The organism is Pseudorhodoferax sp. (assembly GCF_047601025.1).
GTDB lineage: Bacteria > Pseudomonadota > Gammaproteobacteria > Burkholderiales > Burkholderiaceae_C > Pseudorhodoferax.
In genome coordinates, this window is record NZ_JASGJZ010000001.1 from 3,667,254 (window position 1) to 3,692,680 (window position 25,427).

Below are 25,427 nucleotides of genomic sequence, written 5' to 3' on the forward strand. Positions count from 1 at the left end.
CGGGACGCAGCGGTGCGCCGGCGGCACGGTGCTGCACGGCACGGCGCCCGAGCTGCTGCGGCAGGAGCGGTAGGGGCCGCGGCCGGCGCGCCTTGCAAGCCGCCAGCGCATGACGCAGGCCGCCGGGCGGCATGGCCTGGATCCGGGCCGGCCGCGCCGCGTGCACGCCGTGCGCGGGATCGCGGCGCGCCGAAGCGCACGAGATGCCGCACGCCGCGGCCATTTGCCCCGGCGCGGTGGGCGCGATGGCGCCAGGCGTTGCAGGGGCATCGAATCGCAGCGGGACGGGCCGCCAGCAGCCGCGGCCGCCTGCACCCCACAGGGAACCAGCGCACGATGGGCCGCTACGACGTGTGCCATCGGGGGCCGTCCTTCACCCGCCGCATCAGCCTCGGGCTGTTTCGAAGATCTGAACAGTATCGGGGCTGGGCGAGACATGCGCAGCGCATGCCCACGGCGAAGTCGGCCACGCGCTGCAGGCCGATCCACGTGGCCTTGATGCCGGGCTTGCCATCGCTCTTGCGCCCGGGACAGCTGCCCAGCGTGGCGATCAGGCGGATCGCCTGATCGAGCCGAGGCACCTCGTCCGGCGGCTTCTTCTTCAGCAGGATGCAGACGGCCCCCGTCCGGGCGTTCTCCGGGTCGGGGCCATGCCCTGCGTACGTCGAGGGCAGCCCCAGCCCACCGCACCGTCCCACCGGCCTGGCTCTCCGCGGCAGGCTGCGGAAGGCATGGCGCGCGAGCCGGCAGGGTGCTTCGTCTTCCCGTCGGCCCGGCACGTCGACGCGTTCCTGACGCACATCGATGATAGTATGTGATGTTATACAGTCACAATCATTGGAAGAGAGAGGACGCTCGATGGGAGGAAGGGACGGACGGGATGCGCATGCAATGGCCTGGGCGCTCCTGGGCATTGCAGCTGTTGCCGCCAATGCCGCATGGGCGCAGGCCCGGCCCGAAGCGGCCGCGGAAATTCCCGGCGACGCAGGACAGGCCCCGGCATTGAGGACCGTCGTGGTCACGGGCAGCCAGCCCGTCGACGAGGTGCGGGCGGGCGCGTTGGGCATGCAGCCCATCCAGGACACCCCGTTCTCCATCGTCACCGTCGACGAGGAAGGCATCCGTGAAGCGGACGCGCGCTTCCTGACCGAGGCGCTGCGTGACGATCCGTCGGTGCTTTCGAGCTCCGGCGCGGCCGCCAGCTACGGGACGATCCAGCAGATCCAGATCCGGGGGTTCGGGCTGGCCTACAACACCAACTACAAGCTCAATGGCCTGTCGGTGATCCGCTTCGGCGAGACGGCGATGGAAGGCGTCGGCCGGATCGACGTGCTCAAGGGCTTGAGCGGCTTCGCCTACGGCTTTTCCTCGCCGGGCGGCATCGTGAACTTCGTGTCCAAGAAACCCACCGAGCAACCCTACCGGGCCGTGACGCTGGGCTATACGTCGCAGTCCCTGCTGCGCGCGCAGGCGGATCTGGGCGGGCGCTTCGGCGCGGACGACCGCTTCGGCTACCGCGTCAACCTGGCCAAGGAGCACGGCGACACGCCGATCGACGCGGTGAAGCTCGATCGCACCGTGGCCAGCGGCTATTTCGACTGGCGCGTGACGCCCGACCTGACCGTGGCGATGAACCTGGAACGCCACGAGATCGACCGCACCGGCCAGCCGTTCTCCTATTCGCTGGCCAGCGGCGTGCCCGTGCCCGCCGCGCCCAGCGGGTCCAGGTTCAACGGCGTGGACTACGCCGGCTACGACTCCAGGGAAACCCTGGCGGGCCTGAGCGCCGACTGGAAGCTCGGCGCGGACTGGTCGCTCAGCGCGGGGCTCCTGAAGCAGTGGTTCTCGCGTGATGCGTACTTCAGCCTCGCCACGATCAACAACGCGCGGGGGGATTTCACGGGCTCCACGCAGCGCGATGCGCTGCAGGACTTCCCCTCGTGGGCGGCGCAGGTCTCGCTGCAGGGCCGCGTGCAGACCGGATCGCTGCTGCACGAGCTGAGCATGGGCCTGGACTGGCACGCCACCAGGAGCTACCGCGGCGACTACGCGTTCTCCAGCCGCTGGACGTCCAACCTCTACGACCCTGTCCCGGCGCCGGCGTCCGACCTGTACGCGGTGCGCGGCAAGTACCAGAACGCCTTCTACCGCGAACGGGGCCTGTACCTGACGGACACGCTGCACCTGAACGAGCGGTGGCGCCTGATTGGAGGACTGCGGTACGGCAGGATCAGCTCCGGCAACCTCGGTGCCACCGGGGCGGCGGCCCCGGCCTACCAGTCCAGCGCGACCACGCCGATGGTCGCCATCGTGTTCAAGCCCGTCGAAGGCACCACCCTCTACGCGTCCTATGCCGAGGGCCTGGAGCAAGGCGGCACAGCGCCCACCAACACCGGCAACGCGGGCACGGTGTTCGGCGCGCTCAAGAGCCAGCAGATCGAGGTCGGCCTGAAGTGGCAGCCCACGGCGGCGTGGTCGCTGACGGCGGCTGCCTACAGGATCGACAAGGGCCTGGGCTACACCGATACCGCGACGAACCTCTACACCCAGAACGGCAGCCAGGTCCACCAAGGCCTCGAATTCACCGCCGACGGCATGCTCACGCGCAACCTGCGCCTGGTCTCCGGCCTGTCGCTGATCGACGCGACCATGGAGCGCACCGGCAATGCGGCGGTGGAAGGCGGCCGCCCCACCGGCGTGCCCAGGCAGGTGTTCACGGCCATGCTCGACTACGAGCCGGCCTTCCTGCAGGACGTCGGCCTGGACGCCGGCTACCGTTGGACCGGCGATCGCGCCCAGGATGCGACCAACACGCGCTTTCTGCCGGGCTACGGCCTTTTCGACGCCGGGGCACGCTACCGCACCCGGATCAACGGAGCGCCCGCGGTGCTGCGGGCGCATGTCGACAACCTGCTGAACAAGCGCTACTGGGACGCGGGCCTGTATCCGGGCATGCCGCGGACCTTCAAGCTGACGTTCGAGTTGACGCTGTGACGTCGGCCACGGCGCATCGCGGCAGCGGCGCGGCGGCCTGCGTTCGGCTGCTGCGCGGCCTCTGGCTGGCGTGGCTGCTGGCCGCCGGCACCGCCGCCCAGGCGGCTCCCGCGCTGCGCGCGGTGCTGGTCACGGGCGATGCGATCCAGCTGCAGGCGGCCGCGCTGGCCGCCGCGGTCCAGGGCGTCCGTGGCGATGCCGAGTTGGGCGAAGCCACCAGCCTGGCCGTGGTGACCGCCAGGGAGCCCGGTCCCGCCCAACTGGCCGCCGTGGCGCAGGCCGGGCTGGTGCTGGTCCACCAGCCCGATGCCGCGCTGGCGGCCACGCTCGGGCCCATCCTGGCCAGCAGCATGGCGCGCGGCGCGCGCGTGCTCGACATCAGCCGCGAGCCCGGCCAGGCGCTGGCCGGCGTGCCGCATGACCCGGTGCTGGCGCCCTATGCGATGCGCGGCGATGCGCGCAACCTGCAAGCCATGCTGCGCCTGGCCCTGCGGCGCCAGCTCGGCCTGCCCACCGACGGCGTGCCGCCGCCGCAACCGCTGCCGGCCATGGCGCTGTGGGACACGCAGGCGGACCGGTTGCACGACAGCTTCGAGGCCTATGCGTCCGCCTACCGGGCGGCGCATCCCCGCGGGGAAGGGCGGCCGTGGGTCGGGCTGGCCGTCGGCCCGTCGTCCCTGCGGCTGGGCGAGCGCGGGGCGGCCCGCGCCATCGAAGCCGCGCTGCAGGCGCGGGGCTTCAACGTGGTGACGCTGGTCGGCGCACGCCTGCACGAGGCGGTCGAACGCTTCTGGCTCGACGGGCAGGGCCGCAGCCGCATCGCCGCCGCCGTGCTGCTGACCAAGAGCGGCATCGGCGCCGAGGAAACGGGGGCCGCGCTGCAGCGGCTGGACGTGCCCCTGGTCAACGCCATCACGCTGGCCGCGGCCACCTCCGTCGCCAACAAGAGCCGGGCCGACTGGGAAGCCTCGCCCGTGGGCCTGACGCTGGGCGAGCGCTTCTCCCAGGTCTTCCAGCCCGAGCTGGCCGGCGCGGTGGCGCCCACCATCGTCGCCACCGGCGAGCGTGCGCGCGACGCCGCCAGCGGCCTGGAGTACATCGCCGAAACACCGGTGCCCGAGCGCGTGGACCGCCTGGCCGACCGGGTGCGCAAGTTCGTGGCCCTGCGCACCACGCCCAATGCGCACAAGCGCGTGGCGCTGATGCACTACAACGACCATGGCGGGCCGGCCGGCATCGAAGCCGATTTCCTGAACGCGCCGCGCTCGATCTTCCAGGTGCTCTCCGCGCTCGAACGCGAGGGCTACGACGTGGCGGGCCGCCCGGCCGACGCGCAGGCCCTGGAGGCGCTGCTGCTGCGCCATGCCGTCAACGCCACCACGCCCGGCGCGCTGGCCGAGCTGGTGAGCGGCGGCCAGGCCGTGCTGCTGCCGCTGGCGACCTACAAGCGCTGGCTGGCCGGGCAGCCCGCCTCGCTGCGCCGGGACATCGAGCGCGTGTGGGGCAGGCCCGAGGCGAGCCAGGCGATGCTGTGGAAGGATCGCTCGGGCGCTGCATCCTTCGTGCTGCCGGTGCTGCGCCTGGGCAAGCTGCTGCTGGCGCCGCAGCCCATGCGCGGCTGGGGCATCGACATCCGGCGCGCCTACGACGCCGACAAGCTGCCGCCCACGCACCAGTACCTGGCCTTCTACCTCTGGCTGCAGAAGGAGTTCAAGCCGCATGCCGTGGTGAACCTGGGCGCGCACGGCACGACCGAGTGGCTGCCGGGGCGCGACTTCGGCTTCACGGCCGAGGACCCGGGCGAGGTCATGGTGGCGGACCTGCCGCAGCTCTACCCCTTCGTCACCAGCAACATCGGCGACGCCACCACCGCCAGGCACCGGGGCATGGCGGCCATCATCTCGCACCTCACGCCGCCGATGGACCGCGTCACCCTCAATAGCGAGCTGCTGCAGGTGCTCGGGGCCATCGACGATTACCACGTGGCGCGGCAAAAGAGCGAGATCGCCGGCGAGGGCGCGCTGGCCTACCTCGACGGCCGCGCACGGGCGCTGGGCCTGCTCAAGGACATCGGCGAAGAGAAGCTGACCGACGCCGCCGGCGTCGAGGCCCTGCGTGCCTACATCCGGGAGATCGGCGAGCGCACGACCTTCCATGGCCTGCACACCTTCGGCGTCGCGCCCGAGGAGCGGCTGCGCCTGTCCACCGCCGAGGCCGTCATGACCCTGGACGAGGACGACCGCCCCGAGCAGCGCGCCCGCAGGAAGGCCGACATCGCCCAGCGCATCGCCGACAGCGGGCCGGCGGAGATGGACGCGCTGCTGCGCGGGCTCGCCGGCCGCTACATCGCGGCGGGCCCGGGCGGCAATCCGGTCCGCAGGCCCGAGGCGCTGCCCACCGGGCGCAACATGTACAGCCACGATCCCTACCGGCTGCCGACGCGCGCCGCCTGGGCCCAGGGCCTGGCATTGGCCGATACCTTCGTCCGGGACTACCACGCCAAACACGGCCGCTATCCGCAGCGGGTGTCCTTCGCCGGGCTGTGGGATTCGCTGCGCTCCGACGGCATGGCGCATGCGCAGATCCTCGCGCTGATGGGCGCGCGGCCGGTCTGGAACGAGCGCGGCCGGGTCACTGGCGTGGAGATCATTCCGCGCGCCGAACTCGGCCGGCCCCGGGTGGACGCCACCGTCGTCGGCGGCGGCGGGCATGGCACGGAAAACCACATGCAGACGCTGATCGACCAGGCGGCCACGCTGGCCAAGGCGATGGACGAGCCCGACAACCCCATCCGCGCCCACGTCGCAACGGCCCGCCAGGCGCTGCAGGCGCAGGGCATCGGCGCCGACGAGGCCGAGCGCATGGCCACCGTGCGCGTCTTCGGCGCGCCGGCGGGTGTGTACGGCACCGGCATCGACAACGTGATCCCGGCCAGCAACAGCTGGAACGACGAGAGCCAGGTCGTGGGCGTCTACTACAACCGCATGGGCCATCTCTACGGCCAGGGCTACACCGGCAACCAGCCCGGCGGCAGCAGGACCGGCACGGAAGTCTTCAAGCTCGCGCTGGCGGGCACCGAGGCGGCCTTCAACACCTACTCGGGCGACACCGTCGCCAGCCTGGACCACAGCGCCACCTACCGCCACGTGGGCGGGCTGGCCCTGGCGGTGCGCGACATCGACGGCAGGACGCCGGAGATGACGGTGCTCAACACCGAAGGCCGCGTCGGCCGCTTCGAGACGCTGGACCGCTTCATGGGCCGCGAGATGCGCGCCCGCTACACCAACCCGGAATGGGTCAAGTCCATGCTGGCCGAGGGGCAGGCCGGTGCCAGCGCGATCAGGGACGTCAACGAACGCCTGTGGGCCTGGCAGGTCGTGACGCCGGAAGTGGTCGATGGCGCCAAGTGGCAGGAGATGTACGAGACCTACGTCGCCGACCGCAACCAGCTGGACATCCGCGACCGCTTCCGCCAGGCCGGAGGCCTGCTGGCCTACCAGGCCATGGTGGACCGCATGCTGGTGGCGGTCGACAAGGGCTACTGGAAGGCGGACCCCCGGGTCAAGGCCGAACTGGAACGCGTCAACCGCGAGGTCATCGCCGAAGCCGGCGTGGCCTGCGACGCCGATGCGTGCAGCAGCCCCGAGGTCACGCGCATGGCCGAAGCACTCGACCAGCGCAAGCTGGCGCAGGCCACCGCGGCGATGGCTGCGAAAGCCGCGGCGCAGGCGCCGCCGGCGGCAGGCTTCGGCCTGGGCCCCCGGCCCGCGGCCGCCATGCCCCCGGCGCCCGCGCAGGAACCACCGCCCTCCGGGCCGCAGGCCGCCACGGCCCGCCCGAACATCGTCAGCGGGCAGGAACTGCGCGAAGTGCCGGCTGCGCCTCCCGCGGCGCCGGCGAACTGGCTGTTCGGGCTGATCGTGCTCGGCGCGCTGGTCGCGGGCGGCCTGCGCGAGGCCTTGTCGCGGACCTGCGCCGCCAGCCCGCAGGCGCGCTTTTCCTGAATCCAGAAACTTCCCCCGGAGTCCACGCCGTGAATGCCGTCGAGAGCGTCTTCTACGAAATATCCAAGCTGTTCCTCATGCCCGTGCTCATCGTGCTGGCGCTGTTCTTCCTCTATGCCTTCTTCGCGGCCGGCGCCTTTCTCGTCGAATGGGGCCGGCGTGCGCTGGCGCGGCCCGGCGGGCGGCCGCTGCACCGCCATGCCGCGGCGCATCCCGGGGCCAACCAGGAGGCGCTGGAACTGCACCTGCTCAAGCTGATCGAGCCGCTGCGCATCGTCAGCCGCGTCGCACCCATGCTCGGACTGGTGGCCACCATGATTCCCATGGGGCCGGCGCTGATCGCCGTCTCCTCCGGCAACGCACAGGGCATGGCGCAGAACCTGGTGGTGGCCTTCGCCGCGGTGGTGATCGCGCTGGTCTCCGCGGCCATCACCTACGTCATCCTCTCCGTGCGCCGCAGGTGGCTGCTGGCGGAGCTCAACGAACTGCTGGATCGGCGCGGCCAGCACGGCCCCGCGCCCGCATCGCCCGCCGGGATGCCGCCGCATGCGGCGGGAGTCGTCCATGGCTGAACGCAAGCCGCTGAACATCCTGGACGACGACGATGGCGACGACCCCATCCTGAGCGTCGTCAACATCGTCGACGTGTTCCTCGTCATCATCGCGGTGCTGCTGATCGCCGTGATCGAGAACCCGCTCAATCCCTTCGCCACCCGCGACGCCATCGTCATCCGCAATCCCGGCCAGGCCGACATGGAGATGGTGGTCAAGAAGGGCAACGAGTTGAAGAAGTACCGGTCCTCGGGCCAGATCGGCGAGGGCGAGGGCACCAAGGCCGGCAGCGCCTACCGGCTCAAGGACGGTTCGATGGTCTACGTGCCGGAGGAGGAATAGGTTGCCGCGATGGGGCGCCGCCCCCCGTGCCGGTGCGGCGCAGGGCGGCGGCGGCCGCGGCGCGCTACTGCCCGCCCTGGCCCGGCAGCGCAAACGCGATCACGTAGTCGCCGCGGTCCGGCGACTGGCGCGCGCCGCCGGCCGAGATGACGACGTACTGCCTGCCCGTGCGGGGCGAGCGGTAGGTCATCGGGCCGCCCTGGCTGCCCACGGGCAGGCGCGCCTTCCAGACTTCCCGGCCGTCAGAGCTGTCGTAGGCGCGCAGGTAGTAGTCCTGCGTGCCGGCGATGAACACCAGGCCGCCCTGCGTGGACAGCGTGCCGCCGAGCGTGGGCATGCCCACCGCCATCGGCAGGCGCATCTTGATGCCCATGGGGCCGGTGTCCTGCACGGTGCCCACGGGCACCTGCCAGGCGATCTGCCGGGTCTTCATGTCGATGGCCGTGAGCGTGCCGAAGGGCGGCGCCTGGCAGGGGATGCCCAGCGGCGACAGGAAGCGGTTCTTGTCGACCGCGTATGGCGTGCCCTTGAGCGGCACCGCGCCCATGCCGGTATTCACGGCCTCTCCGCCCGCGGAGGCCCCGCCCTTGTTGGCGGACGGGATCATCCGGACCCACAGGCCCAGGCGCATGTCGTTGACGAAGATGAAGTCGTGCACCGGGTCGACGGAGATGCCGCCCCAGTTCATGCCGCCGAGCGAGCCGGGGAAGCTCAGCGACACGTCCGTTCCCGGGGCGGTGTACAGGCCGTCGTAGCGCATCTTCCTGAACGCGATGCGGCACAGCAACTGGTCGAACGGCGTGGCGCCCCACATGTCGGATTCGGTCAGGCGCTGCGCGCCGATCTGCGGCATGCCCACGGACAGCGGCTGCGTCGGCGCATAGGGTTCGCCGGGGATGTCGGCCGGCTTGACCGGCACTTCCTGCACCTCCGTCAGCGGCTGGCCGGTCGCGCGGTCGAGCACGTAGATCTGGCCGGCCTTGGTGCCGATCACCAGCGCCGCCACGCGGCTGCCGTCGGGCCGGGGGAAGTCGATCAGGCTGGGCTGCATCGGCAGGTCGAAGTCCCACAGATCGTTGTGCACGGTCTGGTAGACCCACTTCTCGGCGCCGGTCGTGGCGTCCACCGCCACCAGGGCGGCGCCGTACTTGTGGTCCAGCGCCGTGCGCCGGGCGCCGTACAGGTCGGTCGACGGGCTGCCCATCGGCAGGAACACCGTGTTCAGCGCGGGGTCGTAGGACATCGGCGCCCACACGTTCGGCGTGCTGCGCACGTAGGTGGCGCCCGGCGCCGGGGCCGCCCTGTCCGCGGGGTTGCCGGGGTCGAAGGCCCAGCGCAGCGCGCCGGTCGCCACGTCGAAGCCGCGGATCACGCCGCCGGGCATGTCGGCCTGTACGTTGTCGGCCACGCGGCCGCCGACCACGACGGTGGTGCCCGCCATCAGCGGCGGCGAGGTGAGCTGGTACAGCGGGTCGGGGGCTTCGCCCAGCCCGGCCTTCAGGTCGACCTGGCCGTCCTGGCCGAAGCCCTGGCAGAACGCGCCGGTGTCGGCGTCCACGGCGATCAGCCGCGCGTCGATGGTGTTGGTCAGCAGCCGGCGCCGGCAGTTCGCGCCGGCCGGCAGCGCCACCGGCGGCACGGCGCTGGCGCCGGGCCCGGCCGGCTGCGGCAGCAGCGCCTCCGCGTCGAAGTAGGCGAGGCCGCGGCAGCGCTGCCAGACCGCCGACTTGGCGTTGATCTCGCGCTTCCACAGTTCCTTGCCGGTGTCGGCGTCCAGCGCGATGAGGTTGTTGTGCGGCGTACACAGGTAGACGCGGTCGCCGACCTGCAGCGGCGTCAGCTGGTCCTCCGCGCCGTTGCCGTCGCTCAGGGCCACGTCGCCGGTGTGGTAGGTCCAGGCGACCTGCAGGCGGTCGACGTTGCCGCGGTTGATCTGGTCCAGCGCCGCGAAGCGGCTGCCGCCGGCGGTGTTGCCGTAGTGCTCCCAGTCCTTCTGGGCGTGGGCCGGGTCCACCGGCGTCAGGCCCGGGCCCGCGCCCGTGGCCGCCACCGAGGGATGGGGCACGAAGGTGGCGCCGAAGCCGGCCACCAGCAGCACGGCCAGCACCGCCGCCAGCACGTAGCCGCCCCGGCCGCCGGCCTGGCCCGCGTGCCGGCGCAGCGTGGGGTAGGCCAGCGCCACCAGCAGGCCCAGCGCGCCGATGGCGAACAGCCGTGAGAACAGGGGCCAGAAGTCCCAGCCCGCGTCGACCAGCGCCCAGGCCAGCGTGGCCACCGCGACGCCGGCGAACACCCAGGCGCCGGCCGGGCGCCGCTTCAGGATCAGTTGCGCCGACAGCAGCAGGCCCAGCCCCGCCAGCACGAAATACCAGCTGCCGCCCAGGCGGGCCAGGTAGCCGCCGCCGCCCGCGAAAGGCAGCCCGAACACGATGAGCAGGGCCGCCACGAGCCGCAGCGGCCAGATGGGTGCGGGCCGTTCGTCATTGCCGATGCGCATGGTCTGAATTTCCCCTATGGATTCGAAGGGATCAGTATGCGTGCACCGCAGTACGGCACCGTGACATGGGGTTATCCCGAGGTCCGTGCGCCACGGCCGACAGGGACCGGGCGTTCAACCCATGCCACCGCGCACGGCCGCCGCCAGCGCCGTGATCTGCGCGCGCAGCCAGCCGTGCGCGGGATCGTGCCGGTGCCGCTGGTGCCACAGCATGTACATCGCGATCGGCGGGCAGGGCACGGGCACCGGCACGCTGGCGAAGCCGCGCAGCAGGCCCTCGCCGAGCAGGCCCGGCGCCGTGGCCAGCAGGGGGTTGGCGCGCAGGAAGGCCGGCAGCCCGGCGAAGCCCGGCAGCATCACGGCGAAGCGGCGGGCGATGCCGCGGTGCTCCAGCGCGGCGTCCAGCGCCAGCGGGCGGTTGCCGGCGTAGACCACGGTGGCGTGGTCGGCCGCCAGGTAGTCGGCGCGCCCGGCCGGCGCGGCGCGGGCGCCGGCGTCGTAGAACACGCGGTAGCGGTCCGCGAACAGGCGCTGCTGCAGCACGTCGCCGCCGTCGGGCGGGCGCGGGCTGACCACCAGGTGGCACTGGCCGTCGCGCAGCAGGTCCAGCGTCGGCACGTCCGAGGCCAGGATGCGCAGCGCCACGCCCGGCGCCTGCGCGCGCAGGCGGGCCGCCAGCGCCGGCAGCAGCACGTCGCGCTGGAAGTCGTTGGCGGCGATGGTGAAGGTGGCGCGCCAGCGCGCCGGGTCGAACTCGCCGTGCCGCGCGAAGGCCTGCAGCCGCTCCAGCAGCTCGCGCGCCTCGGCCGCCAGCGCCTGGGCGCGCGCCGTGGGCACGATGCCGCGGCCGGACTTGACGAACAGCGCGTCGCCGGTGATCGCGCGCAGCCGGTCCAGCAGGTGGCTGACGGCGGACTGCGTCACGTCCAGCCGCTGCGCGGCGGCCGTGACCGAGCCGGCCTCGAACACCGCGACGAAGCCGCGCAGCAGCCGCGCGTCGAGGTGGGACCAATCGATATCGCTCATGGATTCCATCATGAATGATGTCTTCATCCCGGGCAATCGCCGTTCCATACTGCAGCCATCGACGACACCCCACCAGGAGACACGCATGAGCTTCGAGCTGCCCGACATCCCCGGCACCACGCTGTTCGGCCCGCAGATGGCCCGCAAGGGCTACGCGCTGAACAAGATGTGCTTTTCCTTCAACGACAAGGCCAACCGCGATGCCTTCGTCGCCGACGAGGAGGGCTACATGCGCCGCTACGGGCTCAGCGAGGAGCAGGCCGCCGCGATCCGCGCGCGCAACGTGCTGCAGCTGATCGCCGCCGGCGGCAACGCCTACTACCTGGCCAAGTTCGCCGGCATCTTCGGGCTGGACATGCAGGACATCGGCGCGCAGCAGACCGGCATGAGCAAGGAAGCCTTCCAGGCCAAGCTGGCCGCCGCCGCGCATTCCTGAGACTGCCCCCCCCACCTTCGAACCGGAGAGACATTCCATGGCCAAGATCATCGGCGGGGTCGGCACCTCGCACATTCCCGCCATCGGCGGCGCCATCCACAAGGGCCTGCAGGACCAGCCGTACTGGAAGCCGTTCTTCTCGGGCTTTCCGCCCGTGCGCGACTGGCTGGCCACGGCCCGGCCCGACGTCGTGGTGCTGTTCTACAACGACCACGGCCTGAACTTCTTCCTCGACAAGATGCCGACCTTCGCCGTCGGCGCGGCGCCGCAGTACATCTCGGCCGACGAAGGCTGGGGCATCCCGACGCAGCCGCCGGTGGCGGGCAACCTGGACCTGTCGTGGCACGTGATCGAGACGCTGATCGACGCCGAGTTCGACGTCGTGACCTGCCAGGAGATGCTGGTGGACCACGCCTGCACGCTGCCGCTCAAGCTGCTGTGGCCCGAGGGCGAGGTGCCGGTGCAGATCGTGCCGGTGTGCATCAACACCGTGCAGTTCCCGCTGCCCAAGGCCAGCCGCGTCTATGCGCTGGGCCAGGCGGTGGGCCGCGCGATCGCCTCGTGGGACAGCGACCGGCGCGTCGCCGTGGTGGCCTCCGGCGGCCTGTCGCACCAGCTCGACGGCGAGCGCGCCGGCTTCATCAACAAGCCGTTCGACCTGCAGTTCCTCGACAGCCTGGAGTCCAACCCGCAGTGGGCCACGCAGTTCAGCGTGCACGAGCTGGTCGAGAAGAGCGGCACCCAGGGCGTGGAGCTGCTGATGTGGCTGGCCATGCGCGGCGCGTTGACCGCGGCCGGCCCCAAGGTGCGGCGCATCCACACCAACTACCACATCCCGATCTCCAACACCGCCACCGCGGTGATGGCGCTGGAAGCGGCCTGAGCCGCCCCGCACCCAGGCCCGGCCCGGCTACGCCTGCACCGGCGGCCGGCCGGGCCGGCCCGGGATCATGGACAGCATGTGGTCCGAGATGCCGCCGTCCACCACCAGGTTCTGCCCCGTGACGTAGGCCGCCGCGGGGCTGGCGAGCCAGGCCACCGCTTCGCCCACGTCCTCGCCGCGGCCGATGCGCGCGAGCGGCACCAGCGCCTCGCGCTGCGCGCGGACCGCATCGTCCTGGTAGACGGCCTCGGTCAGCGGCGTGCGGATCATGCCGGGGCAGACCGTGTTCACGCGGATGCCGTCGGCCGCCCACTCCTGCGCGAGCTGGCGGCACAGCATGATCAGCGCGGCCTTGGTCGCCGAGTAGGCGCCGTAGCCCGGGTGCGGCGTCAGCCCCGACATCGAGGCGACCGCGGTGATGCTGCCGCGCGTGCGCGCCAGGGCCGGCCGCGCGGCCTGCGCCAGCAGCCAGGCGCTGCGGGTGTTCAGCGCGAAGCTGAGGTCCCACTGCGCGACCGGCAGGTCGGCCAGCCGGCCGGGGCCGGAGGCGCCGGCGTTGCAGACCAGCGCCGTCAGGTCGCCGCCGGCGGCCTGGGCCTCGGCCACGAGGCGGGCGCAGTCGCCGGGCTGGGTGATGTCGCCGGCCACGCCGCTGGCCTGCGCGCCGGCCGCGCGCAGCTCGTCGAGCAGGCGGTCGAGCCGTGCGCCGGTGCGGGTGGACGCGGCGCTGATGTGCAGTACGCAGCCCTCGCGGCGGGCCTGCGCGGCCAGCGCCAGGCAGATGGCGCGGCCGATGCCACCGGTGGCGCCGGTCACGAGCGCGTGCCGCGGCGCGGGGGTACCGTCTTCGGTCATGGGTGGGCTCCCTGGTTGCGGTAGTGGGCCAGCGTGGCGGCGATGCCGTCGGCCAGCGTGGTGCGCGGGCGGTCCGGGAACCAGGCGTCCAGGCCGTCCTCGCCGATGTCCGGCGCGATGCCCAGCGGCGGCCCGGCCGCGTCCAGCCGCGCGCCGGGCACCTGGCGCCGGATCTCGGCGATCACCTCGTCCACCGTGTGCACGGTGCCGGCGAGGTTGAACACCTGTGCGCCGCGGGCCGGCGCGTCCAGCAGCGCGTGCTCGAAGGCGCGCGCCACGTCGTCCACGTAGACCAGGCCGGCCGCGCCCGTGTAGCCGATGGTGCAGGGCTGGCCGAGGGCCGCCGCGCAGCAGGCCAGGCTCGGCCCGGCGCTGACGCCCTGGGCGCGCTCGGGCCCGTAGACCACGTAGGGCCGCAGGCCCACGCTGGCCAGGCCGTGCGCGTGCCAGCTGGCGCGGGCCGCGCCCTCGGCGGCCAGCTTGAAGGCGCCGTAGTGCGTGACCGGCAGCGGGTGGCCCGGTTCGGGCCCGTACACGCCGGCCGTGCTGGCGTAGACCACGCGGTCCAGGCCCTGGGCGCGCGCGGCCTCGAACACCTGCAGCGTGCCGATCAGGTTGACCTCGGCGCCGCGCACCGGGTCGGCCAGGCAGGCCGGCGTCAGCAGGCCGGCCAGGTGGGCCACGCCGTCGCAGCCGGCCAGCGCGGCGCGCACGTCCTCGGCGCGGCGCACGTCGCCGGCCTGCCACTGCAGGGCCGGGTCGGCCGGCCCCTGCGTGGCGGGCAGGGCGCCGGGCAGGTCCATCACCCGGACGCGCAGGCCGCGCGCCAGCAGCCGGTGCGCCAGCCGCTGGCCCAGGAAGCCGCTGCCGCCGGTGACCAGGATGCGTCCGTGCCGCATGCTCACGCCGGCATCTTGCACAGCGGCGAGGGCGGCGGCGTCAGCGACGGCGGGAAGGTCTCCTCGACCACCGGGCGCAGCACGCCGTCGACCACCTTGGCGCGGCCCACGTAGTTGGGCAGCAGCAGCTGGTTGTCGGCCGCGCGCATGGTCACGCTGCCGTAGATGGTGTCGAACTGCGCGCCGCGCAGCGCCTTGGACACGTCGGCCGGCTTGACGCTGCCGGCCTTCTGCACGCCGGCGAACAGGATCCGCGCGCCGTTGTAGGCCTGGCCTTCGTTGTCGGTCGGCAGGCGGTTGAACCTGGCCTTCCAGGCCGCGACGAAGGCCTTGTTGGCGGCGTGGTCCAGGTCGGGCGTGTAGGCGGTGGTGCCGACCACGTCCTTCAGCGCGTTGCCGGTCGCGTTGACCATGAAGTTCTGGATCAGCGAGTGGCCGATCAGCCGCGTCTTGGGCGTCAGGCCGAACTCCTCGGCCTGCTTGACGAAGGCGATCGCGTCGCGGCCGACCTCGGCCACCCAGACGGCGTCCACATTGGCGGCCTTGAGCTGCGCGATGTAGGGCGAGAAGTCCTTGGTGCCCATGGGCACGTACAGCGACAGCGGCACCTTCTTGCCGTTGGCCTCCACGGCCTTCTTGAACGACTCGCCCGAGTCGCGGCCCCACACGTAGTCGGCCGCCAGGATCGCGAAGCTGCTTTCCTTCAGCTCCTTGGCCCACTCGTTGATCATCGCGATGTCCATCGCGTCGGAGTGGTTGGTGCGGAAGCTGCGCGGGCGGCAGGTGTCGCCGGTGAGCTTGTCGCTCTTGCTGGCCACGATGAAGTAGGCCGCGTCCCAGCGGTCCAGGTTCTGCGCGATGGCCAGCGAGATCGACGAGGGGATGGCGCCGATCAGCAGGTTGTGGCCCTCGCGCGCCAGCTTCTCGGCCACGCGGCGGCCGGCCTCGGGCGTGCCTTCGTCGTCGCCCTCGGCCACCTCGACCTTGCGGCCGTCCACGCCGCCCTGGGCGTTGGCCTCGTCGATGGCGAACTTCACGGCGCGGATGACTTCCTCGCCCTGCTGCGCGAACACGCCGGACTTGGACGACACCAGGCCGATCTTGACCGGCTCCTTGCCCTGCGCCAGCGCGGCGGCCGCCGTCATGGCGAAGGCGGCGGCGCACAGGCGCGCGATGGTGTGTGGATGGAACATGCTCGTCTCCTTGGAGGTGGGTGGGGAAAAAATCAGACCGTCACATGGGCCTCGAGGTCGAGGAGGCTTTGGCGGGAGTTGAGGACGGGGCCGTGGGCGATGACGGTGCCCTTGGCCATGGCGTAGTAGCGCTGAGCCACGCGCACGACCAGGCTCATGTTCTGCTCGATGAGCAGCAGCGCGGTGCCCTGCTGGGCGACGCGGTTGAAGATGTCGGCGAGCTGGTCGACGATGACCGGCGCCAGGCCCTCGGTGGGCTCGTCCAGCAGGATCAGCGCCGGGTTGGCCATCAGCGCGCGGCCCACGGCCAGCATCTGCTGCTGCCCGCCGGACAGCGCCGTGCCCGGCGTGTGCGCGCGCTCGCGCAGGATCGGGAACAGCTGGTAGACCGCTGGCACCGTCCACGGCCCCTTGCGCCCGGTGGCCGCGCCCAGCAGCAAGTTCTCCTCCACCGTCAGGTTGGCCACGATGCGCCGGCCCTGGGGCACCACCACCACGCCGTGCTGGGCGGCCTGGTAGGTGCGCGGGCGCGCCAGCGTGCGCCCGCCCACGCGCACCGTGCCGGCGCGCAGGCTGGCGATGCCCAGGATGGTGTTGACCACCGTGGTCTTGCCCACGCCGTTGCGCCCGACCAGCGCCACGCGCTCGCCGGCGCGCACCGACAGGCTCAGCGCGTGCAGGATGTGCGCGGAGCCGTAGAAGGCATCGACCTGCTCCAGTTCCAGCAGCGCGCCCGTCATGCCGCGCTCCCCAGGTAGGCCTCGCGCACGCGCGGGTCGGCGCGCACCTGGGCCGGCTTGCCGCTGGCGATCACGCGGCCCAGCTCGAAGACGGTGACCTCGTCGGAGATGCCGAAGACCACGTCCATGTCGTGCTCGACCAGCAGCACCGAGACGTTCCAGCGCGTGGTCAGCGCCTTCAGGTGCTGGGCCAGGTCCAGCGACTCCTTGACCGACAGGCCGGCCATGGGCTCGTCCAGCAGCAGCACCGTGGGCCGCCCGACCAGCGCCAGCGCCAGGTCGAGCCGGCGCTGCTCGCCGTAGCCCAGGTCCTCGGCGGTGTCGCCGGCGCGCGCCAGCAGGTCCAGCTCCTGCAGCACGGCCTGCGCGTCGGCCTGGCTGTTCTGCGGGTTCATGCAGTGCGCGGCCAGCTCGACCTGGCGGCGCACCTGCATCTGCCCGAAGACACTGGTGCGCTGGAAGCTGCGCGACAGCCCGCGCGCGCGGCGCTGCACCGCGCCCAGCTGCGTGACGTCCTCGCCGCCCAGGCGCACCCGCCCGCGGGTGAGCCGGCGCCGCCCGGTGATGGCGTCGATCACGGTGGACTTGCCGGCGCCGTTGGGCCCGATCAGCCCGCGGATCTGCCCGCGCTCGAGCGTCAGCGCCACGCCGTCGAGCGCCTTGACGCCGCCGTAGTGGATGGCCACGTCCTCGGCCTGCAACACGTACTCGGTCATGTCTGCTCTCTCCTGTGCACAAGGGGGGGATTCAGTGGGCCGCGGCCGGGCGGGCGGGCGCGGCGCGCGGCTTGCGCCGGCCGGGCAGCAGGCGCTGCAGCGCGCCGGCCAGGCCGGTGGGCGAGAACACGATCACGCTGATCAGCGCGACGCCGAAGATGGCCATCCAGTGGCTGGCCCATTCGCCCAGCACGTCCTTGAACAGGAAGTACACGATGGCGCCCAGCGGCGGGCCCCACAGGGCCTTGTAGCCGCCGACCACGACCATCATCAGCGCCACGCCCGAGACGCTCCAGTGCAGCGCCTCCGGGGAGATGAAGCCGGTGTTCAGCGAGGACAGCAGCCCGGCCAGCGCGGCGATCACCGCCGACAGCGCGTAGATGGCCGCGCGCGGCACCAGCGTGCGCAGGCCGATGAAGCGCGCGCGCTCCTCGTTGTCGCGCACGGCCTCGGTGACGGCACCGAAGCGCCCGCGCAGCAGCAGCGCCAGGCCCAGCACCAGCAGCACCAGCACGCACCAGCACACCAGGAACAGCACCGCCGGGCGCAGCAGCAGCGACTGCGGCACGCCGAACAGCGTGGCCGGCCAGTTCACGTTCATGCCGTCGGCCCCGCCGGTCAGCCCGCGCGAGCGCGAGGCCGTCAGGAAGAACATCTGCCCGATGGCCAGCGTCATCATGCTGAAGGCCACGCCGGGCACGCGCACGATGACCAGGCCGATGACGAAGGCGAACACGCCCACGGCGGCCAGCGTGGCCAGCATGGCCAGCTCGGCCGGCAGCCAGTGCAGCTCCAGCGCGATGCCCATCGCGTAGCCGCTCAGGCCGAAGTACAGCGCGTGGCCGAAGCTGACCATGCCGTTTTGGCGCAGCAGCAGGCCCACGCCGCTGGCGAACACGGCGTAGACCACGGCCTGCGTGAGCAGCGACAGCACGGTGCCCGAGCCCACCAGCGCGGCCAGCGCGCCGCCGGCGGCCAGCGCGCAGGCGGTGTACAGCCCGATCCGGACGATCGTCATGGGTGTCTCCTGAGGAATGGGGAAAAAAAGGGGGGGAAGGGGGTGGCGCGCCCGGCAACTGCGAGTGGTGCGTCCACGGCCGCTCAGGTGCGGCTGCCGGCGAAGCCCGAGGGCTTCCAGATCAGCACGGCGACCATGATCGCGAAGGGCAGCACGGCCGACAGGTCGGGCAGGTAGACCGCGCCGAGCGCCTGCACCATGCCCAGCACCATGGCGGCGACGAAGGCGCCGGCCAGCGAGCCCAGCCCGCCGACCACGACCACGACGAAGGAGTCGATGATCACGTCGCTGCTCATGGAGGGCGACAGCGACAGGAACGGCGCGGCCACCACGCCGGCCAGGCCGGCCAGCGCGGTGCCCAGGCCGACCACGCCGGCCGACAGGGCGTCGGTGTTGACGCCCTGCATGGCGGTGGTGGTGGGGTCGGTGCTGGCCGCGCGCACGAACAGCCCGACCCGGGAGCAGCGCAGCCAGGCCGTCAGGCCCAGCGCCACGGCCGCGCCGATGGCGATCACCGCGAGGCGGTAGGCCGGCAGCGGCGTGCCCAGGAAGTCCACCGAGCGCGCCAGCAGCGCCGGCGTGTCCACCGTCAGGTTGCTCTTGCCCCACACGGTCTGCACCGCGTCCTCGATCACCAGCAGCAGCCCGAAGGTGACCAGCACCACCGTCAGCGGGTCGCGCTCTTGCAGCAGCCGAAAACCGTAGCGGTCCAGCGCCACGCCCAGCAGCGCCATCAGCGCCGGCGCGGCCACCAGCGCCACCCAGAAGTTGCTCTGCTGCGCGATCGAGTACCCCAGGTACGCCCCCAGCATGTACAGCGAGCCGTGCGCGAAGTTCACCACCCGGCGCAATCCGTAGATCAGCGCCAGCCCAGAGCACATCACGATCAGCAGCGATCCGTACACCAGGCCGTTGAACAGGTTGATGGTCAGCATCGTCGGTCTCCGTCGTTCGGGTCAGAGCGGCGCCAGCGCCGAGACGGGGGCGCCGAGCGCGGTCCATCCGCCGTCGGCCGCCAGCGTGGCGCCGGTCACGTAGCTGGCCGCGGACGAGGCCAGGAAGGCGATCGCGTCGGCGATCTCCGCGGGCTCGGCCATGCGGCCGAGCGGCGTGCGCTCGTCGATGGCGCGCGCGTCGATGGCGCCGCGCTCGGCCAGGCCGGCCACCAGCGCGGTGCGCACGTAGCCGGGCGCGACCGCGTTCACGCGGATGCCCTCGCGCGCCCATTCGGCGGCGAGCGCGCGCGTCATGCCCAGCACGCCGGCCTTGGCCGCGGCGTAGGCGTTGCGGCCCGGGATGCCGCCGAAGCTGGCGATGGAGCCGATGTTGACGATGGCGCCGCGGCAGCCGCGCGCGTCGCGCGGCTGGCGGACCATCGCGCCGATCGCCGCCTGCGCCATCAGGAAGCTGCCGCGCAGGTGCACGGCCAGCACGCGGTCGAAGCCCTCGGCCGTCTGCTCCAGCGTGGGCGCGGCCTGCTCGGCGATGCCGGCGTTGTTGACCAGCGCGTCGATGCGGCCGGTGCGCGCGAGCACCGCGGCGACGGCCGCGCGCACGGCCCCGGCGTCGGTCACGTCGCAGCCCAGGCCCAGGTGGGCGGGGCCGAGCGCGGCGGCGCGGTCTTCGGCGGCGGCGGCGCGCAGGTCCAGCAGCGCGACCTGCCAGCCGTCGGCCGCCAGGCGCTGCGCTGTGGCCCAGCCGATGCCGTCGGCCGCGCCGGTGACGATGGCGGCGTTCATGCGCAGGCCTTCGCGGCGTGGCCGCGGGACCGGCCGATTCCGGCATGCCGCTGCCCGGCCAGCAAGGGGGCGGGTGCGCTGCGATGGGTGTCGGTCATGGCGTTCTGTCTCCTGTTTTTCTCTGTCGGAACGCGGCCGTGCGGGGCCGCTGCATGGCGCTGGATTCTTGGGGCTGCACCGCCCGGTGGATTCGACGTTTTCAGCGAATCACCGGACGTTTCGTGCATGCTCGCTCAGGGCTTTCCCGAGGCTGCGGCGCGTGCGGCGGCATGGCGCGCGGCCTGGCGCGCGAACACCATGCCGGGGCCGATCGTGATGCCCGGGGCGGTGTAGACGCCGCCCATCACCGAGTGCATGTCGTTGCCGGCCGCGTACAGGCCCGGGATCGGCGCGCCGGCGGCATCGAGCACGCGCGCGTCGCCGTCGGTGGCGAAGCCCTGGGCCGCGCCGATGTCGCCCGGATACAGGCGCACCGCATAGAACGGGCCTTGCTCCAGCGGCCCCAGGCAGGGGTTGGGGCCGGGCCAGCCGGCGTCGCCGATGTTGCGCGAGTAGGCGGTCTCGCCGCGGTGGAAGTCAGGGTCGCTGCCGGCGCGGGCGTGCCCGTTGAAGCGCTCCACCGTGGCCTGCAGGCGCGCCGGGTCGATGCGCAGCGCGCGCGCCAGGTCGGCCAGCGTGTCGCCCTTGGCGAGGTAGCCGTCGGCCAGGAACGAGCCCAGCAGCTTGGCGCTGGCGCCGGGGCGGATCATGCCCATGCCGTAGCGGCGCAGCGCGGCGGCGTCGCAGACCAGGTAGGCCGGCACCGCGCCGGCCTGCTGCATCGCCATGCCGAACAGGTGGTACGAGGTGCTTTCGTTGACGAAGCGCTCGCCGGCCTGGTTCACGGTCAGCATGCCGGGCTTGGCGCGGTCCATCACGAAGTGGGGGAACACGGCGGTGCTGCCGTCCGCGCGCCGGCGCAGCGATACCGGTGCCCAGAAGGCCGGGCTCAGCCCGCCCTCGCCGTAGCGCCCGCCCACGGCCTCGGCCATGGCGTGGGCCTCGCCGGTGTGGCCGGGCGCGCCGGGGCACCAGGCGATGTCCGCGCCGGGCAGCAGTGCGCGGCGCCGCTCGGGGTGGCGGTTGAAGCCGCCGCTGGCCAGCACTACGCCGCCGCGCACGCGCACGCTGCGGCGGACGTCGCCCTGCGCCAGCGCGGCGCCGTCGACGCTGCCGTCGGCGCCGCGCTGCAGTGCGGCCAGCCGGGTGCGCAGCGCCAGCGCCACCGTGTCCTGCCGGGACAGCGAGTACAGCAGCCGCGCCACGTGGGCGTTGCCCATCACCAGCCGCGTGCCGCGCGGGTGCTTGAGCCGGTCGCGGCCGTGCCGCGCGAGGATCGACGCGGAGTGCCGCAGCGAGGCCAGCGAGCGCGTCATGCCCAGCAGGTGGTTGATGTCGGTGCGGTCGACCATCATGCCGCCGAGCACGGTGAACTCCGGGATCGGCGGGCGCAGCAGGCCGAACAGCTCGCCCAGGCGGCGGCCGTCGAAGGGCTGCGGCTCCAGCGCGCGGCCGTTGATGGCGGAGCCGCCCAGGTCGGAGATGTAGTCCGGGTGCTTGGGGTAGGGACGGAACTTGACCTCGGTGCGCGCGGCCAGCTCGTCCACGGTGGCCGGGCCTTGGTCCAGCAGCACCTGGCGCAGCGCGGCGGGCGTGCGCTCGCCGATGGCGTTGGTCAGGTAGCGCGCGGCCTCGGCCGCGGTGTCCTGCGGGTTGACCTGGGCGCCGAGCCGGGTGCCGGGGATCCAGCTGGTGCCGGCCGACAGGGCGGTGGTGCCGCCCACGTATTCGGTGGCCTCCACCAGCAGCACGTCCAGGCCTTGCAGTGCGCCGAACAGCGCGGCGGCCAGGCCGGCGCCGCCGGCGCCGACGACCAGCAGGTCGCAGGCGGCATCCTGCGGCAGCGCCTGCAGCGTGTCGAGGCGCTTCATGCGGCCTGCCCGCCGGCCAGGAACGCCACCATCAGGTCGCGTACCTTGGCGAACATGTCCGCGCCGGTGCAGGTGCCGAGCCCGCGGGCGCGCGCCGCGGCGATCAGCGGCGTGACGGCCGGCTGGGTGACGACGCAGCCGACGAAGGTCCCGGCGCCGAGCTTGTCCACCTCGACCGGCAGCGGGTCGCCTTCGCGCATGCCGGCCGGCGTGGCGTTGACGACCAGGTCGTAGCCGCTGGGGTCGGGCGAGCCGGCCGCCACGGGGCAGCGCCCCAGCGCGGCCAGCCGCTGCACCAGCGCGTCGCGGCGCGCGGCGTCGCCGTCGTGCACGGCCAGGCGGGCCACGCCGGCCATCACCAGCGCATGGGCGATCGCGCTGCCGGCGCCGCCGGCGCCGACCAGCAGGGCCTGTTTACCGGCCGGCTCGCAGCCCAGGGCGCGCAGCGCCTCCACGTAGCCCAGGCCGTCGAACATGTCGCCGTGCCAGCTGCCGTCGGCATTGCGGCGCATGGTGTTGGTCGCGCCCAGGAAGGCGGCGCGCTCGGACAGCGTGCCGCACAGCGCCGCGCAGGCGAACTTGTGCGGCACGGTGACGATGATGCCGTCCACGTTCCTGGCGACGGAGACGCCGTGCGTCCACGCCGCCAGGTCGGCCGGGGCCACGTGCGCCGGCATGACCATGGCGTCCAGCCCGCGGGCGTGGAAGGCCTGGGTCACGCCCAGGGGGGATTTCACTTGCGCGATGGGGTCGCCGACGATGAAGTGCACGCGCGTGGCGCCGCTGAGCTGAATGTCCGACATGGCCTGTCTCCGGTTGAGGTGGCCGCGATCGTAATGAAAAGTGGAACTAAGTTCAACTATTGAATTTAGTTCTGAAATTGATTACAGTGGCGTCCATCGAGGAGACATGCTTGGCTCGCCCGCCCGTCCGGGTGCCATGCCGTACGCTCCCCGGTCCACGAACGACACGGGAAACCACCCACATGAGCGGCGTACTCGATCGCACCCTCGGCATCCTCGAACTGCTCTCGCGCCACGGCGAAGGGCTGGAGCTGGCCTCGCTGGCCGACCAGCTGAACATGCCGCGCAGCGCCGCGCACCGGCTGCTGGCGGACCTCATCCGCACCGGCTACGTGCGCCAGACGCGCGAGCTGGGGCCCTACATGCTGACGACCAAGCTGGTCTCGCTGGGCCTGTCCTTCCTGAGCCACAGCGGCATCGTCGATTTCTCGCAGCCGCTGCTGGACCGCCTGGCCGAGATCTCCGGCGAGCTGGTGCGCCTGGGCGTGGTCGACGGCGAGCGGCTGACCTGGGTGGCGCGGGCCCAGGGCGCGCGCCAGGGCCTGCGCTACGACCCGGACATGGGCAGCGACGCGCGGCTGTCCTGCTCGTCCTCGGGCCTGGCCTGGATGGCCGCGCTCGCCGACGAGGAGGCGATCGCGCTGGCCTCGCGCCAGGGCCTGGGCCGGCCGGAGGAGTACGGCCCCAACGCGCCGCGCACGCTGCAGGAGATGCTGGCCCTGGTGCACGCCGCGCGCGCGCGCGGCTACAGCGTGGCCGTCGACACCTACACGCCCGGCCTGTCGGCCATGGCGGCCGCGGTGCAGCTGGCCGGCCAGCCGCCGATCGGCGTGATCACCATCGCCGGCCCGACCGCGCGGCTGACCGAGGCGCGCATGCAGGCGCTCGCGCCCGACCTGCTGGCCATCGCCGGGCAGATGGCCGCGGCCAGCGGCACCTCGCCCTTCTTCCAGCGCTCCGCCCAGGCGCGGCAGGCCGGCGGCGCCGCGGCCGCGCGGCGGCCCATCTACGCCGAATAAGAGGAAAGAGAAGCACCGCATGTCCGGACCCATGGCCGAAACGATCGATTGCGACCTGCTGGTGGTGGGCTCCGGCGCCGGCGGGCTGGCGGCCGCGGTGACCGCCGCGCAGCTGGGCCTGAAGGTGGTGGTGCTGGAGAAGGAAGCCCAGTACGGCGGCACCACGGCCTGGTCCGGCGGCTGGATGTGGGTGCCGCGCAACCCGCTGGCGCGCGCGGCCGGCATCGAGGAAGACCTCGACAAGCCGCTGGCCTACCTGCGCCACGAGCTGGGCGAGCGCTTCGACGAGGCGCGGCTGCGCGGCTACCTGCAGGCCGCGCCCGCGGCGGTGGAGTTCTTCCGCACGCGCACCGCGCTGCAGTTCATCGACGGCAACGCCGTCCCCGACTTCCACGGCCGCACGCCCGACGCGGCCCTGGGCGGCCGCTCGGTCTGCGCCGCGCCGTTCGACGGCCGGCGGCTGGGCGCGCGCATCCGCGAGCTCAAGCCGCCGCTGCCCGAGACCACGCTGTGGGGCATGGGCATCGCCTCCGGCGCGGAGCTGCGGCACTTCCTGGGCGCGCTGCGCAAGCCGGCCTCGTTCGCCTACGTCACGCGCCGCGTGCTGGCCTACTGGCGCGACCGGCTGCTGCACGGCCGCGGCATGCGCCTGGTCAACGGCCATGCGCTGGCCGGCGCGCTGGCGGCCTCGGCCTTCGAGGCCGGCGTGGACCTGCGCACGCGCCACACCGTGCGGCGCCTGCTGCGCGACGCCACGCGCGTGTGCGGCGCCGTGGCCGACGGCCCGCAGGGCGTGCTGCACATCCGGGCCGCGCGCGGCGTGGTGCTGGCCTGCGGCGGCTTTCCGCACGACGCCGGGCGCAAGAAGGCGCTGCTGCCGCATGCGCCGACCGGGGCGGAGCACTGGTCCGCCGCCAACTGGGGCAACACCGGCGACGGCCTGCGCCTGGGCGAGACCGCCGGCGGCGTCGTGGACGGCACGCTGCGGAGCGCCGCCGCGCTGGCGCCGGTCTCGCTGGTGCCGCGCAAGGACGGATCGGTGGCCCATTTCCCGCACCTGATCGAGCGCGCCAAGCCCGGCCTGATCGCGGTGCGCGCCGACGGCCGGCGCTTCACCAACGAGGCCGACTCGTACTACGACTTCGTGCAGGGCCTGCTGGCCGCCACGCCGCCCGGCCAGCCGGCCGAGGCCTGGCTGGTCTGCGACCATGCCTTCATCCGCCACTACGGCCTGGGCGCCGCCAAGCCCGCGCCGATGCCGCTCGGCCCCTGGCTGGCCAACGGCTACCTGCGGCGCGGCCGCACGCTGGCCGAACTGGCGGCCCGGGCCGGCATCGACGCCGCGGGGCTGCAGGCCACCGTCGCGCGCTACAACGCCATGGCCGCCGCCGGCCGCGACGAGGACTTCGCCAAGGGCGAGACGCCCTACAACCGCGTGCAAGGCGACGCCGCGGCCGGCCATGCCAACGCCTGCATGGCACCGCTGCAGCGCGGCCCGTTCTACGCGCTGCGGGTGGTGCCGGGCAGCCTGGGAACCTTCGCCGGCCTGAAGGCCGACGGCCAGGCCCGCGTGCTCGACGCCGCGGGCCGGCCCATCGCCGGCCTGTACGCGGTCGGCAACGACATGAACAGCGTGATGGGCGGCTGCTATCCCTCGGGCGGCATCACGCTCGGCCCGGCCATCACCTACGGCTGGCTGGCCGCGCGGCACGCGGCCGGCGCCAATTCTTCCAACGCCTGA

The 25,427-nt window shown here is 72.9% G+C and carries 21 protein-coding genes; 8 read left to right on the forward strand and 13 right to left on the reverse strand.

All coding sequences use genetic code 11. The annotated features are described in order from the left end of the window. Positions 1-344 precede the first annotated feature (344 nt). On the reverse strand, positions 345-1,067 hold the full coding sequence (locus QM782_RS17190; RefSeq protein ID WP_415204119.1) for an IS4 family transposase: 723 nt from the start codon (positions 1,065-1,067) through the stop codon (positions 345-347). Here QM782_RS17190 and QM782_RS17195 point away from each other — a divergent pair. From QM782_RS17195 to QM782_RS17210, 4 genes are read left to right on the forward strand one after another with little or no spacing between them, the layout of a single operon-like run. After that, entirely contained in the window at positions 1,066-2,994 is a 1,929-nt protein-coding gene (locus QM782_RS17195; protein WP_415204120.1) for a TonB-dependent receptor, read from the forward strand. The two genes, QM782_RS17190 and QM782_RS17195, sit on opposite strands and share 2 nt — an antisense overlap. Further along, positions 2,991-6,998 carry a cobaltochelatase subunit CobN gene (locus QM782_RS17200; RefSeq protein ID WP_415204121.1) on the forward strand — a complete coding sequence of 1,336 codons (4,008 nt, stop codon included), beginning with the start codon at positions 2,991-2,993 and terminating at the stop codon, positions 6,996-6,998. Before QM782_RS17195 ends, QM782_RS17200 begins: the two co-directional genes overlap by 4 nt. 29 nt (positions 6,999-7,027) lie before the next feature. After that, positions 7,028-7,570 (forward strand): MotA/TolQ/ExbB proton channel family protein, encoded by a 543-nt coding sequence (locus QM782_RS17205; RefSeq protein ID WP_415204122.1) that lies wholly within the window; start codon positions 7,028-7,030, stop codon positions 7,568-7,570. Continuing rightward, positions 7,563-7,892, forward strand: coding sequence for a DUF2149 domain-containing protein (locus QM782_RS17210; protein ID WP_415204123.1), 330 nt, complete (start codon positions 7,563-7,565; stop codon positions 7,890-7,892). Before QM782_RS17205 ends, QM782_RS17210 begins: the two co-directional genes overlap by 8 nt. Positions 7,893-7,956: 64 nt before the next feature. Here the strand turns inward: QM782_RS17210 and QM782_RS17215 are convergent, their stop codons facing one another. After that, positions 7,957-10,389, reverse strand: a complete 2,433-nt coding sequence (locus tag QM782_RS17215; protein ID WP_415204124.1) for a glucose/quinate/shikimate family membrane-bound PQQ-dependent dehydrogenase — start codon at positions 10,387-10,389, stop codon at positions 7,957-7,959. Positions 10,390-10,503: 114 nt separating this feature from the next. Then, complete coding sequence (locus QM782_RS17220) at positions 10,504-11,424, reverse strand: LysR family transcriptional regulator (protein ID WP_415205672.1); 921 nt, start codon at positions 11,422-11,424, stop codon at positions 10,504-10,506. Positions 11,425-11,500: 76 nt separating this feature from the next. Between QM782_RS17220 and QM782_RS17225 the strand changes: the two genes are divergently transcribed. Both QM782_RS17225 and QM782_RS17230 read left to right on the forward strand, forming a co-directional pair. Continuing rightward, positions 11,501-11,851, forward strand: coding sequence for a protocatechuate 4,5-dioxygenase subunit alpha (locus tag QM782_RS17225; RefSeq protein WP_415204125.1), 351 nt, complete (start codon positions 11,501-11,503; stop codon positions 11,849-11,851). A gap of 37 nt (positions 11,852-11,888) precedes the next feature. Then, positions 11,889-12,734 (forward strand): class III extradiol dioxygenase family protein, encoded by an 846-nt coding sequence (locus tag QM782_RS17230; RefSeq protein WP_415204126.1) that lies wholly within the window; start codon positions 11,889-11,891, stop codon positions 12,732-12,734. Between the two features lie 27 nt (positions 12,735-12,761). On the opposite strand, the gene QM782_RS17235 is transcribed toward QM782_RS17230, so the two are convergent. From QM782_RS17235 to QM782_RS17280, 10 genes are all read right to left on the reverse strand, one after another. Then, positions 12,762-13,589, reverse strand: coding sequence for an SDR family NAD(P)-dependent oxidoreductase (locus QM782_RS17235; RefSeq protein ID WP_415204127.1), 828 nt, complete (start codon positions 13,587-13,589; stop codon positions 12,762-12,764). After that, positions 13,586-14,488, reverse strand: coding sequence for an NAD-dependent epimerase/dehydratase family protein (locus QM782_RS17240; protein ID WP_415205673.1), 903 nt, complete (start codon positions 14,486-14,488; stop codon positions 13,586-13,588). Before QM782_RS17240 ends, QM782_RS17235 begins: the two co-directional genes overlap by 4 nt. 2 nt (positions 14,489-14,490) lie before the next feature. Continuing rightward, positions 14,491-15,681, reverse strand: a complete 1,191-nt coding sequence (locus tag QM782_RS17245; RefSeq protein ID WP_415204128.1) for an ABC transporter substrate-binding protein — start codon at positions 15,679-15,681, stop codon at positions 14,491-14,493. A 32-nt stretch (positions 15,682-15,713) separates the two neighbouring features. Further along, positions 15,714-16,421 (reverse strand): ABC transporter ATP-binding protein, encoded by a 708-nt coding sequence (locus tag QM782_RS17250; RefSeq protein ID WP_415202917.1) that lies wholly within the window; start codon positions 16,419-16,421, stop codon positions 15,714-15,716. Next, positions 16,418-17,137: an ABC transporter ATP-binding protein gene (locus QM782_RS17255; RefSeq protein WP_415202916.1), complete on the reverse strand. Its 720-nt coding sequence runs from the start codon at positions 17,135-17,137 to the stop codon at positions 16,418-16,420. Before QM782_RS17255 ends, QM782_RS17250 begins: the two co-directional genes overlap by 4 nt. Positions 17,138-17,168: 31 nt before the next feature. After that, the gene (locus QM782_RS17260) at positions 17,169-18,155 is read right to left on the reverse strand and encodes a branched-chain amino acid ABC transporter permease (RefSeq protein WP_415202915.1); all 987 of its coding nucleotides are present in this window, start codon (positions 18,153-18,155) and stop codon (positions 17,169-17,171) included. A gap of 83 nt (positions 18,156-18,238) precedes the next feature. Continuing rightward, positions 18,239-19,090, reverse strand: a complete 852-nt coding sequence (locus QM782_RS17265) for a branched-chain amino acid ABC transporter permease (protein WP_415202914.1) — start codon at positions 19,088-19,090, stop codon at positions 18,239-18,241. A 21-nt stretch (positions 19,091-19,111) separates the two neighbouring features. Continuing rightward, entirely contained in the window at positions 19,112-19,894 is a 783-nt protein-coding gene (locus QM782_RS17270; RefSeq protein WP_415204129.1) for an SDR family NAD(P)-dependent oxidoreductase, read from the reverse strand. Positions 19,895-20,127: 233 nt separating this feature from the next. Further along, entirely contained in the window at positions 20,128-21,864 is a 1,737-nt protein-coding gene (locus QM782_RS17275; protein WP_415204130.1) for an FAD-dependent oxidoreductase, read from the reverse strand. Next, the gene (locus QM782_RS17280; protein ID WP_415204131.1) at positions 21,861-22,667 is read right to left on the reverse strand and encodes a shikimate dehydrogenase family protein; all 807 of its coding nucleotides are present in this window, start codon (positions 22,665-22,667) and stop codon (positions 21,861-21,863) included. The genes QM782_RS17275 and QM782_RS17280 overlap by 4 nt, the downstream gene beginning before the upstream one ends. 182 nt (positions 22,668-22,849) lie before the next feature. Between QM782_RS17280 and QM782_RS17285 the strand changes: the two genes are divergently transcribed. Together QM782_RS17285 and QM782_RS17290 are read left to right on the forward strand one after the other, a co-directional pair. Next, entirely contained in the window at positions 22,850-23,686 is an 837-nt protein-coding gene (locus QM782_RS17285; RefSeq protein ID WP_415204132.1) for an IclR family transcriptional regulator, read from the forward strand. 19 nt (positions 23,687-23,705) lie between these two features. Continuing rightward, on the forward strand, positions 23,706-25,427 hold the full coding sequence (locus tag QM782_RS17290; RefSeq protein ID WP_415204133.1) for an FAD-dependent oxidoreductase: 1,722 nt from the start codon (positions 23,706-23,708) through the stop codon (positions 25,425-25,427).

Coding starts and splice junctions, on each gene's coding strand:
- QM782_RS17220 (WP_415205672.1), bottom strand. CDS start 11,424: ATGGAATCCATGAGCGATATCGATTGGTCCCACCTCGACGCGCGGCTG.
- QM782_RS17270 (WP_415204129.1), bottom strand. CDS start 19,894: ATGAACGCCGCCATCGTCACCGGCGCGGCCGACGGCATCGGCTGGGCC.
- QM782_RS17190 (WP_415204119.1), bottom strand. CDS start 1,067: ATGCCCAACGCGCCCGCCCGCACCTCGTCGACGGGCTGGCTGCCCGTG.
- QM782_RS17255 (WP_415202916.1), bottom strand. CDS start 17,137: ATGACCGAGTACGTGTTGCAGGCCGAGGACGTGGCCATCCACTACGGC.
- QM782_RS17245 (WP_415204128.1), bottom strand. CDS start 15,681: ATGTTCCATCCACACACCATCGCGCGCCTGTGCGCCGCCGCCTTCGCC.
- QM782_RS17240 (WP_415205673.1), bottom strand. CDS start 14,488: ATGCGGCACGGACGCATCCTGGTCACCGGCGGCAGCGGCTTCCTGGGC.
- QM782_RS17285 (WP_415204132.1), top strand. CDS start 22,850: ATGAGCGGCGTACTCGATCGCACCCTCGGCATCCTCGAACTGCTCTCG.
- QM782_RS17195 (WP_415204120.1), top strand. CDS start 1,066: ATGCAGCCCATCCAGGACACCCCGTTCTCCATCGTCACCGTCGACGAG.
- QM782_RS17250 (WP_415202917.1), bottom strand. CDS start 16,421: ATGACGGGCGCGCTGCTGGAACTGGAGCAGGTCGATGCCTTCTACGGC.
- QM782_RS17215 (WP_415204124.1), bottom strand. CDS start 10,389: ATGCGCATCGGCAATGACGAACGGCCCGCACCCATCTGGCCGCTGCGG.
- QM782_RS17275 (WP_415204130.1), bottom strand. CDS start 21,864: ATGAAGCGCCTCGACACGCTGCAGGCGCTGCCGCAGGATGCCGCCTGC.
- QM782_RS17235 (WP_415204127.1), bottom strand. CDS start 13,589: ATGACCGAAGACGGTACCCCCGCGCCGCGGCACGCGCTCGTGACCGGC.
- QM782_RS17225 (WP_415204125.1), top strand. CDS start 11,501: ATGAGCTTCGAGCTGCCCGACATCCCCGGCACCACGCTGTTCGGCCCG.
- QM782_RS17230 (WP_415204126.1), top strand. CDS start 11,889: ATGGCCAAGATCATCGGCGGGGTCGGCACCTCGCACATTCCCGCCATC.
- QM782_RS17210 (WP_415204123.1), top strand. CDS start 7,563: ATGGCTGAACGCAAGCCGCTGAACATCCTGGACGACGACGATGGCGAC.
- QM782_RS17280 (WP_415204131.1), bottom strand. CDS start 22,667: ATGTCGGACATTCAGCTCAGCGGCGCCACGCGCGTGCACTTCATCGTC.
- QM782_RS17260 (WP_415202915.1), bottom strand. CDS start 18,155: ATGACGATCGTCCGGATCGGGCTGTACACCGCCTGCGCGCTGGCCGCC.
- QM782_RS17265 (WP_415202914.1), bottom strand. CDS start 19,090: ATGCTGACCATCAACCTGTTCAACGGCCTGGTGTACGGATCGCTGCTG.
- QM782_RS17290 (WP_415204133.1), top strand. CDS start 23,706: ATGTCCGGACCCATGGCCGAAACGATCGATTGCGACCTGCTGGTGGTG.